General features: G+C 46.2%; 16 protein-coding genes. 8 read left to right on the plus strand and 8 right to left on the minus strand.

Annotation, left to right across the window (positions count from 1 at the left end):
- Positions 1 to 7: 7 nt before the first annotated feature.
- Positions 8 to 496 carry an SPOR domain-containing protein gene (locus BN4609_RS02115; RefSeq protein WP_068855257.1) on the minus strand — a complete coding sequence of 163 codons (489 nt, stop codon included), beginning with the start codon at positions 494 to 496 and terminating at the stop codon, positions 8 to 10.
- 221 nt (positions 497 to 717) lie between these two features.
- Between BN4609_RS02115 and BN4609_RS02120 the strand changes: the two genes are divergently transcribed.
- Together BN4609_RS02120 and BN4609_RS02125 are read left to right on the plus strand one after the other, a co-directional pair.
- A complete protein-coding gene (locus BN4609_RS02120; protein WP_068855126.1) occupies positions 718 to 936 on the plus strand; it encodes a YtxH domain-containing protein in 219 nt (72 codons plus the stop codon).
- A 9-nt stretch (positions 937 to 945) separates the two neighbouring features.
- Complete coding sequence (locus BN4609_RS02125; RefSeq protein WP_021994281.1) at positions 946 to 1296, plus strand: phage holin family protein; 351 nt, start codon at positions 946 to 948, stop codon at positions 1294 to 1296.
- Positions 1297 to 1568: 272 nt separating this feature from the next.
- On the opposite strand, the gene BN4609_RS02135 is transcribed toward BN4609_RS02125, so the two are convergent.
- Genes BN4609_RS02135 through BN4609_RS02145 form a run of 3 tightly spaced genes read right to left on the minus strand, consistent with a single transcriptional unit; the run spans position 1569 to position 4230 of the window.
- Entirely contained in the window at positions 1569 to 2339 is a 771-nt protein-coding gene (locus BN4609_RS02135; RefSeq protein WP_068855127.1) for an MBL fold metallo-hydrolase, read from the minus strand.
- A gap of 20 nt (positions 2340 to 2359) precedes the next feature.
- A complete protein-coding gene (murB, locus tag BN4609_RS02140; protein WP_068855258.1) occupies positions 2360 to 3376 on the minus strand; it encodes a UDP-N-acetylmuramate dehydrogenase in 1017 nt (338 codons plus the stop codon).
- Complete coding sequence (locus tag BN4609_RS02145) at positions 3376 to 4230, minus strand: DUF4348 domain-containing protein (RefSeq protein ID WP_068855259.1); 855 nt, start codon at positions 4228 to 4230, stop codon at positions 3376 to 3378. Before BN4609_RS02145 ends, murB begins: the two co-directional genes overlap by 1 nt.
- 201 nt (positions 4231 to 4431) lie before the next feature.
- Between BN4609_RS02145 and pheS the strand changes: the two genes are divergently transcribed.
- Positions 4432 to 5469, plus strand: a complete 1038-nt coding sequence (gene pheS, locus BN4609_RS02150) for a phenylalanine--tRNA ligase subunit alpha (protein WP_021994286.1) — start codon at positions 4432 to 4434, stop codon at positions 5467 to 5469.
- A gap of 300 nt (positions 5470 to 5769) precedes the next feature.
- Complete coding sequence (locus BN4609_RS02155) at positions 5770 to 7038, plus strand: phospholipase D-like domain-containing protein (protein WP_068855128.1); 1269 nt, start codon at positions 5770 to 5772, stop codon at positions 7036 to 7038.
- Between the two features lie 3 nt (positions 7039 to 7041).
- On the opposite strand, the gene BN4609_RS02160 is transcribed toward BN4609_RS02155, so the two are convergent.
- The 4 genes from BN4609_RS02160 to BN4609_RS02175 all read right to left on the minus strand — a co-directional run bounded on the left by BN4609_RS02160 (position 7042) and on the right by BN4609_RS02175 (position 11417).
- Complete coding sequence (locus tag BN4609_RS02160; protein WP_068855129.1) at positions 7042 to 7635, minus strand: response regulator transcription factor; 594 nt, start codon at positions 7633 to 7635, stop codon at positions 7042 to 7044.
- Positions 7636 to 7662: 27 nt separating this feature from the next.
- Positions 7663 to 8127 carry an anaerobic ribonucleoside-triphosphate reductase activating protein gene (gene nrdG / locus BN4609_RS02165; RefSeq protein WP_068855260.1) on the minus strand — a complete coding sequence of 155 codons (465 nt, stop codon included), beginning with the start codon at positions 8125 to 8127 and terminating at the stop codon, positions 7663 to 7665.
- 27 nt (positions 8128 to 8154) lie between these two features.
- A complete protein-coding gene (nrdD, locus tag BN4609_RS02170; protein WP_068855130.1) occupies positions 8155 to 10257 on the minus strand; it encodes an anaerobic ribonucleoside-triphosphate reductase in 2103 nt (700 codons plus the stop codon).
- Positions 10258 to 10460: 203 nt separating this feature from the next.
- Positions 10461 to 11417, minus strand: coding sequence for a LuxR C-terminal-related transcriptional regulator (locus BN4609_RS02175; protein WP_068855131.1), 957 nt, complete (start codon positions 11415 to 11417; stop codon positions 10461 to 10463).
- Between the two features lie 229 nt (positions 11418 to 11646).
- Between BN4609_RS02175 and BN4609_RS02180 the strand changes: the two genes are divergently transcribed.
- The 4 genes from BN4609_RS02180 to BN4609_RS02200 all read left to right on the plus strand — a co-directional run bounded on the left by BN4609_RS02180 (position 11647) and on the right by BN4609_RS02200 (position 18635).
- A complete protein-coding gene (locus BN4609_RS02180) occupies positions 11647 to 12984 on the plus strand; it encodes a putative porin (RefSeq protein ID WP_068855132.1) in 1338 nt (445 codons plus the stop codon).
- 38 nt (positions 12985 to 13022) lie between these two features.
- A complete protein-coding gene (locus tag BN4609_RS02185; RefSeq protein WP_068855133.1) occupies positions 13023 to 14315 on the plus strand; it encodes an imelysin family protein in 1293 nt (430 codons plus the stop codon).
- A gap of 99 nt (positions 14316 to 14414) precedes the next feature.
- A complete protein-coding gene (locus tag BN4609_RS02190) occupies positions 14415 to 16163 on the plus strand; it encodes a di-heme oxidoredictase family protein (RefSeq protein ID WP_068855134.1) in 1749 nt (582 codons plus the stop codon).
- 228 nt (positions 16164 to 16391) lie between these two features.
- A complete protein-coding gene (locus BN4609_RS02200) occupies positions 16392 to 18635 on the plus strand; it encodes a cytochrome c biogenesis protein CcsA (protein WP_068855136.1) in 2244 nt (747 codons plus the stop codon).
- The last annotated feature ends 370 nt before the right edge of the window (positions 18636 to 19005 follow it).

The raw sequence follows: 19005 nt of genomic DNA on the forward strand, positions 1-19005 counted from the left end.
AATGAATTTATTTCTTAAAAAGCAACCATGCGTCCGGATACTTTGCACGGAACTGGTCGCGAGAGCTCACCGCATCTGATTTCAGATTGAATGTTGCGGAAACCACGCGGTAGAAATTGTTTGATGGATTATATACTATCTGTGCGTCGTATCCTGCCTGTTTCAAAGTGCTTTGCAAACCTTCGGCATTTGCCTTGAGAGAGAAAGAGCCGACAACAACGCTGTAAGCCTTCAGTCCGGCACCACTTACAAGAGTAACGTTCTCGGAACGGACCGGAGCATTATCTGTGTTGTCTACAACAGTTGTCTGCGCAACAGGTTTTTCTACGATAGGAGCTACCACTGGTGTCTCGGTCTGAGCCACTTCTGCCTGCTGGTTTTCCTGCTGTGCCTGCGCTTTCAGATACGCTTTTTTATAAGCACTCTCACTCGACTTACATCCTGTAAGCGCCAATGCGGCACATAGCCCGGCACACAAAACCACACTTTTTTTCATTTTCATATTAGTTATTAATTATAAATTCGTCAAGACTTAATATTGTGCGAAATTACAAAATATATTATAAGTATAAGAAGATTAGGCACATAAAGTTTGTTAAATGCCCAAAAGCGTGCCTTTTTAACAAAAAATGGCAATTAAAACATAGCATATTACACATCTTTTTTCTATATTTGCTCATAATTAGAATAATATTGTTGAATTAAAAACTTACGAAAATGAAAACACTTGGTTATATCGGCGCATTTTTAGGAGGTGCAATTGCCGGAGCTGCGCTTGGAATTCTTATGGCACCAGAAAAAGGCAGTGAGACTCGTACAAAAATAGGAGATGCAATAGACGATTTCTGCAAGAAACACAACATCAAGCTAAGCCGCAACGAGGTTGAGGATCTTGTTGACGACATCAAGGATGCAACAGAAAGGGCAAACGGATAAACTGTCAGTATGTTTTCAAGTGATAAGAACATAGAAACCATAGGACAGCTTATTGAAGCGATACGTCATTACATCGGGCTTCAGACAAAATACGCGAAGCTCGATGTAATTGAAAAGATAGTACGGCTGCTTACAGCTTTTGTGATGATGATTACACTTGCTGTTTTGCTTATGCTTATGCTTATCTACGCATCGTTTGCCGCTGCGTTTGCCCTGCAGCCTTTCATAGGTGCGGCAGCCGCATTCTGTGTTGTTGCGGGAACATATTTTATCGCACTGATATTATGCTTCGCTTTCAGAAAGCAGTGGATTGAGCGTCCGTTGGTTAAATTTCTGGCAAGTATATTAATGCAAGAATGATACTATGAATGTAACAGATAAGAATACACAGACATTCTGTTCTTTGGCTGACATACGTGCCAGAAAGGACCAACTGCGGAATGAGATTTATGCAGATGAAGAAAAGATATCCTCCTTATGGAGTAATTTGTTTTATAAAAAGGAAACACAGGAACCGGCAACTCCGGTACAAAGAATGTCTAACATGATTAACATGGGAGCCGGACTGATAGACGGCATCATCCTTGGATGGAAAATATACAGAAAGTTCAAGGGCAACCGTCCTTTATTATTCAAAAAGAAGAGACGTTAATTGTCATACCATCGTATGCAAGATATACACCGGCAGGAAGCATGGCAGAAGCCTCTGCATATAATCCTATATGATGGCAGACATGTGTAAGAAACACTTCCTCTGCCCTTATTTTATTAGCAAAATTCACAGCATCTTTCACCAACTGATGTGAATGATGTTCCTTTGAAAACCGCAAGGCATTGACAACAAGTTTCTTTACACCAATAAGTTTTTCCAGCTCAGAATCATCTATTGTTTTCATGTCTGTGATATACGCAAAATCAGAAAAGCGATATCCTAATATCGGCATCTCACCATGCATGACCTTTATTGGCTGAACACTTATATCACCTATTCTGAAAGTATCGCCTGGTTTTATTACATGCAAATTTATTAACGGCACACCAGGATAAAGATTATCACCAAAACAGTATGGCATAATGCGCTTAACGCATTCCGATGTTGCATTGTCAGCATAAATGTTAATAGCTCCGAATACACAAAACGGGCGCAAGTCGTCCAAGCCTGCGATATGATCATAATGACAATGAGTAAGCAGTACAGCATCTATACGACCAAAAGGGAAAGGGAGCAGTTGCTCTCGTATGTCCGGACCACAATCAATAAGCACTCGGGTGGAAGATGTCTCCAACAGCGCAGCACTGCGCAAATGTCTGTCACGAGGGTCAGTACTACGGCACACCTTACAATTACAGCCCAATGAGGGTACTCCACCTGACGTTCCGGTTCCAAGCAGTGTGACTTTCATAATTTTACAAATAATTGAAACTACCGTATAATATTAACCTCCGGGAAAATCTCTATACCAAATCTTTTATTTACATCTGAACATATTCTTTCGCAAAGAGCGAGAATCTCTTCTCCCGTAGCTCCACCTCTATTTACAAGCACCAGAGATTGCTTTTCATAGACTCCTGCGTTTCCAAGCGAACGACCTTTCCATCCGCATTGCTCGATAAGCCACCCTGCAGGTACTTTAACACGTCCGTCATCCAAAAGATAATGAGGCATATTCTGATATTCCGCACTTAAAGCTGAATATTTTTCCATGCTTATAATAGGATTAACGAAGAAGCTGCCCGCATTTCCAAGAATGCCCGGATCTGGCAATTTAGCATTTCGTATGGAAATTATGGCGTCTCTAAGGCATCTTGCGGTGGGATTGTCTATCCCGTTTGACGACAAAAAAGACTTTATGTTGCCATAGTCCAACTTAGGTTCAAATTTCTTGGAAAATCTGTACGTCACATATGTTATTATATAGCGGTTTTTCCATTCATGTTTAAATTTACTGTCTCTGTAACCATAACAGCAATCAACAGGAGAAAACTCACACGTCTCTCCCGTCATAACGTCCACAGCCTCAACATTCACAATAAGATCCTTCACTTCAGAACCATAAGCTCCTATATTCTGTACTGCTGAAGCACCGACTTCTCCAGGTATGGCTGAAAGATTTTCAGCTCCATACAAACCTGTTGACACTGCATAATCAACAACATCATCCCACACTTCTCCTGAGCCACATCTCAGACAGGCTGTATCCTCATCTCGGATAAGCTCAATACCTTTAATTCCTGAATGAAGTATAGTACCTGGGAAGTCGCCTACAAACAAGACATTGCTGCCTCCGCCCAAAATAAGCATAGGTTTGTCAACAATATCTCTTTGTGACGTAATCTCGCGCAAGTCATCAATTGTGCTGAATTCCAAAAACCTTGCACATTTGACATTCATGCCAAATGTATTATGTCTAAGCAGATTATAATTACAAGAATCTTTTATCATACTATCAGCTTTATTAGCATCCACTTTCCGTCTTTCTTACGGAAAGTAAGTTCTGTCTCAAGTCCATTGGATATACCACGTATAACGAATATCCTCTGATTTCTGTCAGCCCTTGCCTCACAGTCATACTGAATGTTATAAATCACACCGGCAGGAAGTTCAGGAGCAAATGATAACCATTGTTCTGGTGCAAGAAAGCCACTTGTTATATTAAACTCGTCATCAGAACTTGGAGCGGAAAAATCCAACGGGTCATTTATACTGTTAAGCTGGAAAACAGAATCGGTCGCAAATTTTCCATAAAAGCGAAGGAATGAAGCATTCCGGTTTTTCCGTATTCCCTCATACTTTATGGATGTCATCGTCCAAAGTCCGTGCATCTTGTCAAAAAGATACTGCTTAACCATATTGCGTTTAAGATATATCTTTTCCACTACCACATGATGAATCGTAGTGTCTTTCACAACATCCATCTGCCTCAAATCGTCAAATATCAACGTATAATAATCCTGGTGCATAAAGAAATGTTCGGTTTTCCAAGCCTTCGACTTTATAAAAGTTGTATCTCTACGGATTACCGGCAGGGGGAATCTTATACGTTTCTTCTGCAATCTACTGTTGGCTGCAAAGTTAAAAAAGAAGTCGTCAAACAGCTCATCAGCAGCTCGTGGCATTGGAGTTTGCGCAATAATTGTTTCCATCGTATCTGTCGCCGTTGTGTCCACAGTCAAAGAATCAACAATAGAAACAGAATCTGCCATAATGTTCTTTTTTTCAGAGCAGCCCATTGAAGAAAAACATATTACACTGGCTATCAATGTCAGTATAATAAAAACAACACTTCTTTTCATATACATAGTTCAGGCATTGCCATTCCTCAAATTTTTAGCAAAAGTACAACTTTATTTCTATATATTTCTTATTCTAAGCTAAAAATATTACCTTTGCAATGATTTAAAAAGTCAGGCATGATATTATAATGAGCCAAAGTACCCTTTATGAGCCATAATGCCTGTCTGCAATAAGCGACATACACAATCAACACAATAACTATGATATTGGACAAAATAGACCAACTTATTATCGAGATAGGCAATCTTTCAGCAAAAAACGCAGAAGAAATAGAATCTCTGCGTCTGAAATATCTCGGCAAAAAAGGTGAAATAACCAACCTTATGGCTGATTTCAGAAATGTTGCACCGGAAGATAAAAAGACTGTTGGAATAAAAATAAACGAGCTTAAGCAACTTGCCATACAGAAAATCAATGAGTTGAAAGATAACGCAGATACAGGCAATGACACATTAAATGATATAGACCTGACACGTTCCGCCTATCCGATACAACTCGGAGCGCGCCATCCGCTGACAATTACAAGGAACAAAATCATAGATATTTTCCAGCGCATGGGATTCAGCATTGCAGAAGGACCGGAAATAGACGATGACCTGCACGTTTTCACAAAGCTGAACTTTGCCGCAGACCATCCGGCGCGCGACATGCAGGACACGTTCTTTATAGAAACAAATAAAGAAGATGTAACAAAAAATATAATCCTTCGTTCACACACATCCAACGACCAAAGCCGTGTGATGGAACATCAGCAACCGCCGATTCGTGTGATATGTCCGGGACGGGTTTACCGCAATGAAGCGATATCAGCACGTGCACATTGCTTTTTCCATCAGATAGAAGGTCTTTATATTGACAAGAACGTATCGTTTACTGATTTAAAACAGGTTCTCTTAACATTTGCGAAAGAACTGTTTGGAAACGACACGCGTATCCGTCTTCGTCCGAGCTACTTCCCGTTCACAGAGCCAAGCGCCGAAATGGATATATCTTGTCATATCTGCGGAGGTAAAGGCTGCGGCTTCTGCAAGCACACCGGATGGGTTGAGATTCTCGGATGCGGAATGGTTGACCCCAATGTACTTGAAGCATGCAACATAGACAGCAAGGTTTACAGTGGCTATGCATTCGGATTAGGCGTAGAACGCATAACGAACCTGAAATACCAAGTTGCGGATTTGAGAATGTTCTCAGAAAATGACGTACGCTTCCTTAATGAATTTGAATCAGCCAATTGATTTATTTCTATTTGGGTCAATAAAGCTGTATAATATGCTGTATGATGACTTGAATTTTTCATAAAATAATTATACAATGTTGCATGAGAGTAGGATTTTTATTTACACAATTCATATAAGTTGACCGTAATATCCATTCCCATGCAACTAACATTTATAGTATATAATTTACTATATACATCTCTTATATTTACACCTGACGACATGCTCCTTAACAAAAGCATGCGATATTATAGAGACAATCCTACATCTGTCTGGCATAGTAGGATTAATAAAAAAGCATGACATATAAAGTTTAAGATGAAATTGAAATATATCATATTTATATTTTTTACTTATTATATATGCCAGTACGCTCAGGCACAGACAAGTGATTCGCTTGTAGTAGACGAACTACGCAACTCTGGTGTGAAATTCTCTCAAAACAACAGCATAGCGCTATTGATGAGTGGCCAAGAGAAATTCGACGACATGTTCAAGGCTATAAGGCAGGCGAGAAGCAGCATTCATCTGGAATATTTCAATTTCCGCAATGATTCCATTGCCGGTCTTTTATTTAACCTGCTTGCAGAAAAAGCATCAGAAGGTGTCGAGGTAAGAGCTTTGTTTGACAGCTTTGGAAACGCTTCCAACAACAGACCGCTTCGCAAACGTCATCTGAAAGCGATACGCAATAAAAACATCGAAATATATGAATTCGATCCGATACGTTTCCCATGGATTAACCATGTGTTTCACAGAGACCACCGCAAGATTGTTGTTATCGACGGTAAAATCGCATATACAGGTGGTATGAACGTTGCTGATTACTATATAAACGGTACAGAACATGTTGGAGAATGGCGTGACATGCATTGCAGGATAGATGGAGACGAAGTAAACACGCTCCAAGCCATTTTCTTAAAAATATGGAACAAAGTCACAGGACAGAACGTTCACGGGGCACAGTATTTCAGAGGATGTTTCCCTGCGACTTATTTCAAAGGCTTGAAAGCGGATACATGCTCGACAGCCGGTAAAAAAATGGTGGGAATAATAAACCGTGAACCGCGTATAAGCAACAAGATTATAAGAACGTTCTATGAAAGTGCGATAAACAACGCTAAAGACAGTATAAAGATTATCAATCCATACCTGACTCTGAATAGAAAGCTTAAGAAAGCATTACGCAACGCGATAAAGCGCGGTGTGAAAGTTGAGATAATGGTATCGGCACACAGCGACATACCATTGACTCCTGACTGCGTTTTCTACAACGTGCACAAACTCATGAAACATGGTGCCGATATATACATTTACAAACCGGGATTCCACCACACGAAAGTCATAATGGTTGACGGACTTTTCTGCACCGTAGGCAGTGCCAACCTTAATGCGCGAAGCCTCAACTTTGATTTTGAGGAAAATGCGGTCATCGTAGACAAGTGCACCACGAAAGAATTGTCTGACATGTTCGACAATGATAAAAAGGAGTGTTTCAAGCTCACCCCTCAGACATGGAATAAATTCAGAACTGACTGGCAGAAATTTGTCGGATGGTTTGCCCATCTGCTCACTCCTTTCCTTTGATTGTCATATGCTGTTTATATCCACGTAACCGTGCATGACAGCATATGCGGTCAGCGATGCGACGCTTTTCAGATTAAGTTTTGTCATCACGTTCTTACGATGGGTTATAACTGTCGACATACCGATATTCAGTTTGTCAGCTATTTCCTTATTGATAAATCCCTTCACAATCAATGACATCACCTCAATCTCCCGTGCAGACAAGACACAATGATGGAACTCGCTTTTGCCTTCTGCCGGAAGATTCCTGCCTTCGGCATGAGCATAGTGCTCAAGAGACAGGAGCGCTTTCAGCAAATGACTCTCAGAAAGGCTCACGCATATATTGTGAAAGCCTTCCGTCAATACGGTAGGCTCTGTGATATGCGACAATACAATAGTCTTTTTCTTATGTGACACAAAGAAAGCCTTATGTTCCAGAACAACGTTCACGCTAACGAAATAATGAAAATAATGTTCCGGTCTGTTTGCCTCCAACTCTGCAAACGACCTGAATGTGTCCACATCCATTATAGGCATGACATTTTGCAGCATGTCTTTAAGACCGATACAGGCAAATGTATTTGAATCAACTATTGCGACACAAGGCTTTCCCATAATAAAACTCTACTATCAATATGTGATCTATCGCCAGAAACGATAAGTTATATCCATGAAATCCTCTCCCGACACACGCTTATAAAGACGCTGGTTTGTCGTATGTTTTTTCAGACAACCCAGATGTTTTATATACGGACCAACTTTTATATAGTCGAAATCCGTTTTCCTTATCTTGGAAGATATTCTCGGTCTTCCGCTATACCACGCTATCTTATACTGAGGATATTCGCGATGCATAAAACTTGCCAGCACATTCACATATTCCGGTTCCGCGTCACCGCCCATAAAGCAGATGCACGTGATGTCATTTCCATATTCACGGATGAATTTCTCAAGTACGACCGGTGTCAATGCAGTGCCGGTATCCTGCCATAGATAAGTGCTGTGGCATCCCGGACAACGGCAAGGACAGTTAGATATGTTTATCGAAAGCGTCACCTCATCCGGGATTTCCTGAAACACTATGCCGTAATTTATATATTTAAGCATCTTCCGCAATTATCCGTTACCTAAACATCATGCCTCAACCATTCTGTCCTTTTCCGCATAATATCTGCGTCCAGCCTCCTGTTGGCGTGCCTGCGAGAAATTGCTCACCCGCTTTAGATAGCCTATTATACGTGTCACATAATCGATGTTCTTGCTGTGACAATGAGGACATTCCTTGAGATAACGCTTGTCTATATGCCCGCAGTCGTTACATATTGTATTAGGAATATTGAATGTGAAATAATTACATCCCTCTACAGCTGCCACCTTCAAAAGATGTCTGTATTGCGCCTTCGACAGATGCTCTTCCAGATTCATATGCAATGCCGAGCCACCGGTCAGATGTTTGATATAAGGTGCTCCGTGCAGTTTGAACTTGTCCATTATGTTCAGACTGTCGTCCTCAACAACATAGAAGTAGCTGTTATAACAGTCGCGCGGCACAAAGTATCCGTCTTCCCTATCCCATTTCGCATGTTTCACGCCAACGTTTTCCGCCGGAATCATCTCGCAGTTGAACATTACGTCCTTGGTGCGGTACTTCTTATTGTAGCTCTCAACTATTCCAAGCACCGTCTGCACGAAATCAAGATACTCAGGATTGTCATTTATCTGCAGTCCCATAAACTCGGCGGCTTCCACAAGTCCGTTCACTCCTATAGTGAGATACTGACGGCTCATATTTATATATCCCGCATCAAAGAGAGGCAGCATCTTGTGATCCTGCAGGTCCTTCAGATTCTCATTGTATGCGAGCTGTACCTTATGACACAAATCCACCACCTCACCGAGAAACTCCTTGTAGTCTAAATTATTATTCACCGCGTATTGTATACAACGGTTCAGATTGATGGTAAGCACGCTTTTCGAACCTGTTGACACACCTCCGGCTCCAAGTGTGTAGCTGAATCCGTTGTCCTGTATCTCATTGCGCAGACGACAGCATGAGCTCAGCGAGTCGGCATTATCACTCATATAAGTGAAGAACGAATGTCCCTCCGAATACATTTCAGCTGTAAAGTCAGCCCATTCATTGTCTACGGCATCACCGTCCTTTGTCAGCAGAGCCATTGTCTCCACAGGGAAAGTGAGAATGGTTTTCGTACGCTCCTTGTTAAACCATTTCATAAATCTCTTCTGCAACCATGACAGTCCGTCCCAGTCTGGCTTGGAACCGTCAGGGAAATAGAAATCCCCGAACAGACTCTCAAAGTACGGTTTGTCATAGTATGCCACGTTCCAGAACACAGCCTGATAGTTGCGTGCGCCTGTCGGCTGGTTTATCGAGTATACTATCTGTTCAAAACAGTCTGTTATCATCTTGTCTATCGTACGTTGTTTCAACGACAGGTCTACTATCTTGTCCGGCTCTTTCCAATAATCCTTTCCATACTCCAGTCCGAGGAAATAATTAAGATACATCAGGAACTCCGGAGTCGCACACGCCCCGCTCAGCATGCTCGACACCATAAACACCATATTGACAAAACCTCCGCAGAACGATTTCAGATTTGTCGGTGCCGTGGAATTACCGCCTATCGACATAGTTCCGCCCGTCAGCCACGGATACATTGTGATAGAAGCGCAATAGTTCGCAAGGCTTGTCTCGTCATTCTTATATATAAAGTGGTGTGTCAGCTTGTCGATATAGTCATTCGCCACATCTTTTCCATACATCTTCTTTATCCTGTCTGTCAGCAGTCTTCTGTTCAGACGTATGAATCCTGACTTCGGCAATTCGCCTATAAGCGTAGCTATGTTCTTGTGCTCCACATTGGCGTTGGCGTCATATTTTGACCCTGTCGCCGCGTTTGAGGCATTACAGTATTCCGTAAGGAAACGCAGTTTGTCCATAGTCTCCCTGTCTTCCGTATGCTTCTGTCTGTAAAGCATGAACGACTTTGCCACCTTATAATACCCTTCCTGCATCAAAGCCGTCTCCACCTGATTCTGTATGTCCTCCACGGTTATGTCCTCGTGCATGTCCAGATGACTGAGTATCTTCGACAACGAGCACAAGTCTGTCTCCTCACCCACCGAATTAAATGCTTTGATTACGGCATTCATAATTTTGTCAAGGGAAAAACGGTCACGCGAACCGTCCCTTTTCATGATAGTAAAGTCCTTCATTTTTATTTCATTTCTTAGCCATTACGGATAATTTTCTCGAATTTGTTTTTCAAAAAGTTATCCAAAACAGAAAACTTTCTAAAGCCATCCGTAATGTCAGTTATACTTTTTGTTGTATTCGCAAATCTCATGCAAAGATAAACAAAAATGTATAACGCCGCATCAAACTACATATATTTTTTAAATAAAAATTATTATTCCATCTATAGCTTTACCGACGAAATGTCCACAAGATTATTCACAATGGCGTATATTGTAAGCCCTGCCACACTGTGTATCTGTAGTTTTCTTGCAATGTTTCTCCTGTGAGTGATTACCGTATTTATCGATATGCACAGATGGTCAGCAATCTCCTTGTTCGTCATTCCCTGCACAAGACTCACTATCACTTCTTTCTCGCGTTCTCCCAACGCCTCGTTGCCGTCACCGTTCTGACCTATCATCTTCGAGATATTCTGACTCACACCGCTCTGACGCGACTTGTGCTCAAGCAGTCTTATGGCTGGTATGAATATCCTGTCTTCCACCTCAGCGTGCAACGACAGCCATTCCTCATTATTATATATGTCGTACAGCGTCGCCGAAAGCTGGTTGTTATGCAGCCCGTCACCGGGAAGATACTTTATTATGATGCTTTTCAACTCCCTGAGCCTGTCGCTTTCCTGCCCGTGATGTTTCGAATATGTGTCTATATCATAATTGCCTGTCGGCTTCCCGTCGAGCAGAGCCTCCACATAGGGGAAAACGTTCTTCTCCTCATATCTCATATGGGATGTAATGGCATGTGCGTATTCGTCATAAAGCCTTATTATAAGTCCGGCAAGGTTGTCACGCTCGTCCAGTGCCTCGACGAGTCCCTTCCGTATGAAGGGCAACTGGAAGCCGAGATAATACTCATGGCTTGCCTTCAGATATTGCATCAGTGTCGGCACAGACAGCTTGCCTATATCATCAGCGTTGAGATAGCCGTTGATGGTAAAGTTCACTATCGCCATAAACGTGAATGTATCCACATTCTGTTCCTCACACACCGCGCTTACCGTCTTGTCTCCGAATCCCAGACTTATCCCGAAACTGCCCAGACACTGCAGCAGGTTGTAATTGTCTTTTATAAGCGATATCATCTTGTCACTCGCTTCATACATTTTAAAACTTCTCATCGCACATTATTATATATATATTCGTGTTGCAAATTAACAAAAAACTTATGAACCGCACAATAATAATATGTAGGTATTTTATACGCATATTCCTGTTAATTATACTGTTTTTAACCCAATCTATACCAAAAGTACGTTAATGGCATTTTACCGAAATTTAAGTATTGCGCAGAATTAGTGATAGAAATAACTTTGCAATCATAAAAATCATAAATCAAACTAAAAAAATATGAGAACAGAAATCATCCTTTCAATGGCTGCCGTAATGGCTGTTTCAGGGTGTCCTGCCATTGCCCGTGCGCAGACAGTCACCTCAGACAGCGTCCAGCAGCATGTATCCGGCAGACGTCTCAGCATAGGCGGATATGGTGAGGTGGCGCTCACCCGCAATTTTTTCAGCGATAACGTCTACCGCTACCGCAGTCCTAAAGACTACAGGAACGACCCGAGCCACGGCAGGTTCGACATTCCTCATGCCGTGTTATACATAAGCTATGACTTCGGTAAAGGATGGACAATGTCAAGTGAGATTGAGTTCGAACACGGAGGTGCTGGAGGCGCGTCTGAAAAAGAATGGGAAGAAGGAGGCGAATGGGAACAGGAGACTGAAAAAGGAGGCGAGGTGGAGCTCGAGCAGTTCTGGATTCAGAAATCGTTCGCACCGTGGGCTAACATCCGTCTCGGGCACTTTGTCGTACCGGTAGGTCTTACCAACGCCTATCACGAACCGCTTAATTTCTTCACGGTCTACCGTCCCGAAGGCGAGTCCACCATCCTGCCGTGCACCTGGCATGACACAGGCGTCAGTTTCTGGGGACGCGCTGGTGACTTCCGTTACGAGCTTCAGCTCATCGCCGGTCTCGATGCCATGCTGTTCAGTCGCGACAACTGGATACAGGGAGGCGCGGGTTCTCCATTCGAGTTCAAGGTTGCGAACAAATACGGATTCGCTGCGCGTGTCGACAACTACACCGTTCCAGGACTGCGTATCGGCATAAGCGGATATTACGGACGCTCCATGCACAATTCCTTCCCGCACGACATGGAGAACGAGGGCCAGGTGAACCAGAAGGTGAAAGGCAGGGTTTACATCGGAGCAATAGACTTCACATTCAACAGATACAACTGGATTGTCCGCGGCAATGCCGACTACGGCTATCTTGACGATGCGGCAAGGATAAGCAGTATAAAGGCAAACAGCGGCGGAGGCAGCTCGCCCGTAAACAAGTCTGAGGTCGGCAAGAATGCGCTCGCGCTCGGCATTGAAGCCGGATACGACATTTTCTCACAAATACCGAAGCTGAGAAGCGATGACCAGAAAATGTATCTGTTCTCGCGCTACGAGTATTACGACTCCTACATCCCAGCCGCCTCACAGTCGCATGCGTTCAACTATACTGCGAAAAACCGTTTTGCCGTCGGTCTGAACTATTATCCGATACCGGAGATTGCTGTCAAGGCTGAATACTCGAAACGTTACTTCAACAAGACCACAGCCGCCGGCATGCACTACAACGACGAACCGTCTGTATCCATAGGTATAGCTTATCAGGGATTTTTTCTTTAACCATATATTATAACATAAAATTAAAAACAACCGACAGAATGAAAAAACTTTTCTATTACGTGGCTATGTTTCTCGCCACAACCACAGGTTTCTCATCGTGCAGCGACGACGACGATGACGAGCGTAACGCAGAGACTGAGCTCCGGAAACAGCAGGAGATGAAAGATCTCACCTCCACTTATGTCAACGATGTGGTGTACGTCACTTACGGCAGACTCGCCGACGCCACAGAGTCGCTTTACGGGAAAATAGAGACAATGAAGTCCAGCTTGTCTGCAGGCAGCCTCACGCAAAGCCAGATAGACGACGTATGCAAAACGTTCCTTGAGGCTCGCGCATGGTGGGAGAAGAGCGAGGCATGGCTCTATGGTCCGGCTGAGGTACACGGCATAGACCCGCACATCGACACATGGCCTCTCAGCCGTGACGGACTCGCCACGTTTCTGAAAAACAACAGAAACACCATCTTCGCTCCGGGATACGACATCAACGAAGCCATAGAACAGGTGAGCCGCAACAACAACGAAGACTCATGGCTTGGCTTCCACGGGCTGGAATTCATTCTTTTCCGCGACGGCAGCCCGCGAACGGTAAGCAATTTCAGCGGTGAGGAGACAGCCGCCGAGTTTGCCGGTTCAGGCGTTGACGGAAAGCTCGAGCTTGATTTCGCGCTTGCCGTGGCAGGCGACCTGCGCGACCACTGCTACTGGCTTGAAGTGGGATGGAAAGGCGAAAGCGCGCCTGCGGAGCGCATCGCACGTTGCCAGGAACGCGGTTTCACGCTCACCACGCAAGGCTCTTACACCGGACACGCTCTTCTTAATCCGGGCAGCGAAAGCCCTTACACCTCATGGCGCAATGTTCTTGCAACCATCATTGACTCAGGATGCATGAACATAGCACAGGAAGTGTCAGACCAGAAGATGGGTCAGGTGTGGCGTTGTGCCACGGGACAGGCAAACACAGGAGCCGAAGCCGACGACCCGAACTACATAGAGTCGCCCTACAGCTACAAGTCGTTCACCGACTTCTACGACAACATTGTAAGCATAAAGAACGCTCTTTACGGCAACATTGACGGTTCCTCATACCATGCGAGCTCCATCATGGCTTATCTGACAAAATACAAACCCGAGCTCGCCGCTGAGATCCAATCCGGTCTTGACGCCTCGTTTGCGGCGCTCGACGTGTGTCTGCAGGGACGGCCGTTCGTGCTCATAGCAAGCAGCGGAACCAAGCAGGAACTCGACAATGTCGAAAGTGCCATGACTGCCATCAACACCCTGAACACTACGCTCAATGAAGCGAAAGACTGGATAATCGCCAACTGACGTACAATCTGCTCTCCATGTATCCATGCACCGGCTGCGACAGACAGCCGGGCATGGACATACTATTATTCAAGACATGCAATATAAACCATATCAGATATGAAAAATATTATTAAGACACATTTCGTCATGCTGGCAGCATGTTCGTGTCTGGCTGCCGCCTCATGCACCGACGACCCGAAAGACTTCAGCGGCGTATGGCAGGACGACGACTACAAATACATCGGAAAAGCCGTAGGCAATTTCTCGGAAGACGAGTGGTATCCCGGAGGAAGGCTCGGTACGACTGAGAACATACAGGCAGGATGCTACGAAGACGAGACTCCCGCCGTGAACAATCAGGGACTTATAGACGACTTCAACCTCGGAGAAATGTTCTTCGAACGCAACGTCACACTGAACACTCCTCCGTTCAACGGACTCGGTCCGGCGTCTGTCCGCACATCGTGCATCGACTGTCACCCTGCATACGGTCACGGTAAAAGGCAGGACACATACAAGGCGGCGAACTACGGCAACGGATATCTGCTCGTAATATACAATCCGACGGACGGTGACAACAGCAACGACGGACCGTTCATAAGCGAGGTGACAGGAATGCCGCAGACGCAGGCTGTGTCGCCGTTCCTGCCTCCGGTGGACGAGAACCAGATTGACATGAGATGGCATCAGGTCACTGCCATGGAAAGCGGACTGCCAATGGAGTTTCCCGACGGTGAGAAATATGAGCTCATCTATCCGGAGATAAACATTCCGCAAAGCGCGTTCAACACTTACCCTAAGCCGGAGAACATTGCCGTACGTGTGGAGTCGACCATAGGAATTATAGGCACCGGACTCATCGACGCAATACCCGAATCGGCTCTGAAAGAGCAATATCGCGCTCAGGCGGAGTATGCGCGGATGATGGCGGAGAAGACCGGAAACAACGCGGATGAGTACATCAACAGCGCGATGTGGGATCTTTCGTCCGACGACTGGGCTTCGTCTGCATATTACACCAACTGGACAAGCCCCGGAGCGCTTGCCGACGGAACACCCGTGAGCGGAATGATAAAACGCTACACCTACGCTCTGACACGCGCGAGCCTCCAGGACGGAGCAGGCGCAAACGCCATGTGGAACATCCCGAACGTGTCGCGTCCAGACCGACCGAAACTGTACACCACGCAGGCATGGGCTGATGCGATGTCGATGAATGCCGATGTGATAAACGCCATAAAGAACGACCCAACATCGCCCTATTATGCCGACGGTACTGAAAGCGGCATCGCCGACGCTGTGAAAAACCTTCTGTCACCGTCAACCAACCAGTTTGACAACCGCTGGCACAACTTCACTCCGGAGATGAGCACCGACAATTTCTATGCCTTCATGGTGTGGCATCGAGGACTGGCAATACCGCGCGCGCGTAACCTTAACGACAAGGAGGTGCAACGGGGCAAGGAGGTGTTCATGGAGATAGGCTGTGCCTCATGCCACAGACCGTCGTGGACAACAGGCGAGGACAACTACTGGACGCCTGACGTCATAAAGGACAAGCCGCTCCCGAAGTACCCTAATCAGAAGATATATCCTTATTCTGACTTTGTGCAGCACAAGCTGTACATGAAGAACGACATACATAACTCATGGTGCCGAACCACACCTCTATGGGGAAGAGGACTGTCTCTGATAAACACCGGAGCCGAGGACAGGCTGCACGACTGCCGAGCACGCAACGAGATAGAGGCAATCATGTGGCATGCCTACAGCAAGAAGAGCCATGCCTACGCATCTGCCGAGAAGTTCTACAACCTCAGCAAGGCAGACCGCGACGCAGTGGTGAAGTTCCTGCGTTCCATCTGACGGCTACGGCAACACTTGAACCCGAATCGGTCATTAGACTTACATTCTTGTTTCGTGCTGCTGTCAGCCGGATTGTATTCGGCTTTATCGGAGATGCGGCAGGCTACACCGTGAAAAAGCGGAAAGCAATCCGGCGGCAGCTGTGCGGAAGAAGGATGAAGAGCTTACAGAAAGTCGGGAAAGCGACATCGACGGTCTTTCGGCTGATTCGGGTTAAAACAGAATGAAATGAAAAAGACAACAATAATACTATACATATTTATAATAGCCACAATGGCTGCGGCAACCATCATCGAACACTATCTTGGCAGCTCGTTCGTGTCGCGGCATATATACGGCTCATGGTGGTTCTCAGCGGCATGGGCGGTTATGGTTGCACTGGCTGCGGCATGGATTGTGCGCAGGAAAGTGCGCCTGCCGTCTGTCCTTACGCTGCATCTCTCGTTTGCAGTGATACTTGCAGGCGCACTGCTCACGCATCTCTCAGCGGAAGAGGGGACGCTGCATCTGCACCAGGGCGTCACAGCCGACCGCTACAGCAGGCAGACAGACACGGGAAACACGGTTGAGACTGAGATGCCGTTCAGCGTCAGACTTGACTCTTTCCGCATACAATACCATGAGGGGACAACCGCCGTCGCCGACTACCTGACATACTTCACCGTCACCGACAGAAAGGGAGGACACAAGACGGCGGCATCGGTGTCCATGAACAACATATTCTGCTACGGGCACACAAGATTCTGTCAGGCTGGCTACGACAGCGACATGCTCGGCAGCCGACTGTCGGTGAGCCGCGACCCTTACGGCATAACAGTGAGCTACACGGGCTATGCGCTTCTGCTCATTTCATTTCTTTGGATGCTCGCCGACCCGAAAGGCTCTTACCGCCGCATCGTCCGGATGCTTACGCAAAAAAGGTCGCGACTCGCGGCTGCGGCTCTGTTCCTCACCGTGATGCCGGCATACGCCGCTCCGCACACACTGCCGAAGGACGTGGCTGACCGTTTCGGACGTCTTCTCATACTGCACAACGACCGCATATGTCCGCTCAACACATTCGCCGTTGATTTCACAAAGAAGATTTACGGAAAGGCTTCTTACAAAGGACTTACGCCCGAACAGGTGGTGACGGGATGGATATTCTGGGGCGACGAATGGAGCGACGAGCCCTTCATAAGAATAAAGGGCGGAGAGATGAGGGAAACTCTCGCACTCCCCGGACACGTGTCGCTCAACCGGTTTTTCAACCGCGACATGGGCGGATATGTCATAGGACCATACGTGCAGGAGTATCTCTGGGGACAGCACGATGAGTTCCACCGTCAGATTGCCGACACTGACGAGAGGGTGCGTCTGATAATGGAGCTGCGGAGAGGCACGCTCCTGAAGATGTTCCCGCTCGCTGACGGGGGCAAAGTGACATGGCACTCCCCCACATCTGCCATTCCCGACACTACTCCGCACGACCGGAAGCTCTACATACAGAATGTGTTCTCACTGCTCTACACCCATGCAAAGGCAGGCGAATACGCCCGGATGAACGACATCATATCAAAAACATCACGCTTCCAGCAGAAGAACGGAGGCGGCTCCCTGCCGTCTCTCATGCAGACAAGAGCCGAGATGATATACAACAAAGTGCCGTTCGCCACCATACTTTTCATGCTTAACCTCAGCGTGGGACTTGTCACCATGATTCTTGCCATACGCCGTCTTTGCAGCGACACAGCCTACTGCCGCCGCCGCAACCGTACAGACAGAGTGACGTTCGCGCTCACCGCCGCCACGACAGCCACGTCGTTCGCCGCGCTTACAGCATGCTTGGCGTTGCGCTGGGTGATAAGCGGCACCGCTCCCATGTCCGACGGATATGAGACGATGCTCCTCGCCGCATGGCTCGTGATGCTTCTCTGTCTGATGTTCTGCCGGCGCATACCGTTCCTTTTGCCCTGCGGACTGCTCTCCTCCGGCATGTTCCTGCTCGTGAGCCACATCAACAGCATGGATCCGCAGATAAGTCACATAATGCCGGTGCTCAACTCTCCCCTGCTCTGCATTCACGTGTCGGTCATAATGACGGGCTTTGCCATGCTCTCCCTGACATTTGTCTGCGGTGTGACGGCAATCATACTGCATCTCACGCGACGCGGCTCGCAGCATCAGGAACACATGCTACGGCTCATGTCACAACTGTTCCTCTATCCGGCTCTTGCCGCCCTCGCCATCGGCATATTCACCGGAGCGGTGTGGGCAGGCGTGTCCTGGGGGCGTTACTGGAGCTGGGACCCCAAGGAGGTATGGGCTCTCATAACCCTCATGGTGTATGCCATAGCCGTGCACAGCGGCAGTCTGCAGTGGCTACGCAGTCCTATGCGCTATCACATATTCATCACCGCGGCATTCCTGTGCATCATCATGACCTACTTCGGAGTGAATTATTTTCTGGGCGGCATGCACAGTTACGCATGATGGCGGCGACGGTGTCTACACACGCGCTTACAGAAAACCTGGGCTTAATTTAACACTTCCGGAATACATGAAACAGAATAAGATGACACGGAAAACAGCCTCTTTTACCATCGTTTGATTGGTATTTCCATGCCATAATGCACGTTCCGCATCACGAAAGAGCCTTTATCACACTGCCGGAAAGGCTTTCTCACGGTGCGGAACGTGCCTTTCCGTAACCCCGAAAAGCCTCTTTCACCGGCATTTTCACGACAAAACGGCATATGGGGAAGCTTCTTCGCGCGGATGAATACGCAAAACCCTCTGAGTGTCATGCAATTAACAAAATCGCGTATTTTTCGTGTTTTCAACGTCAGACATGGTCAGACAG

Origin of the sequence: Leyella lascolaii, from assembly GCF_900079775.1 — a bacterium.
GTDB classification, from domain to species: Bacteria; Bacteroidota; Bacteroidia; order Bacteroidales; family Bacteroidaceae; genus Prevotella; species Prevotella lascolaii.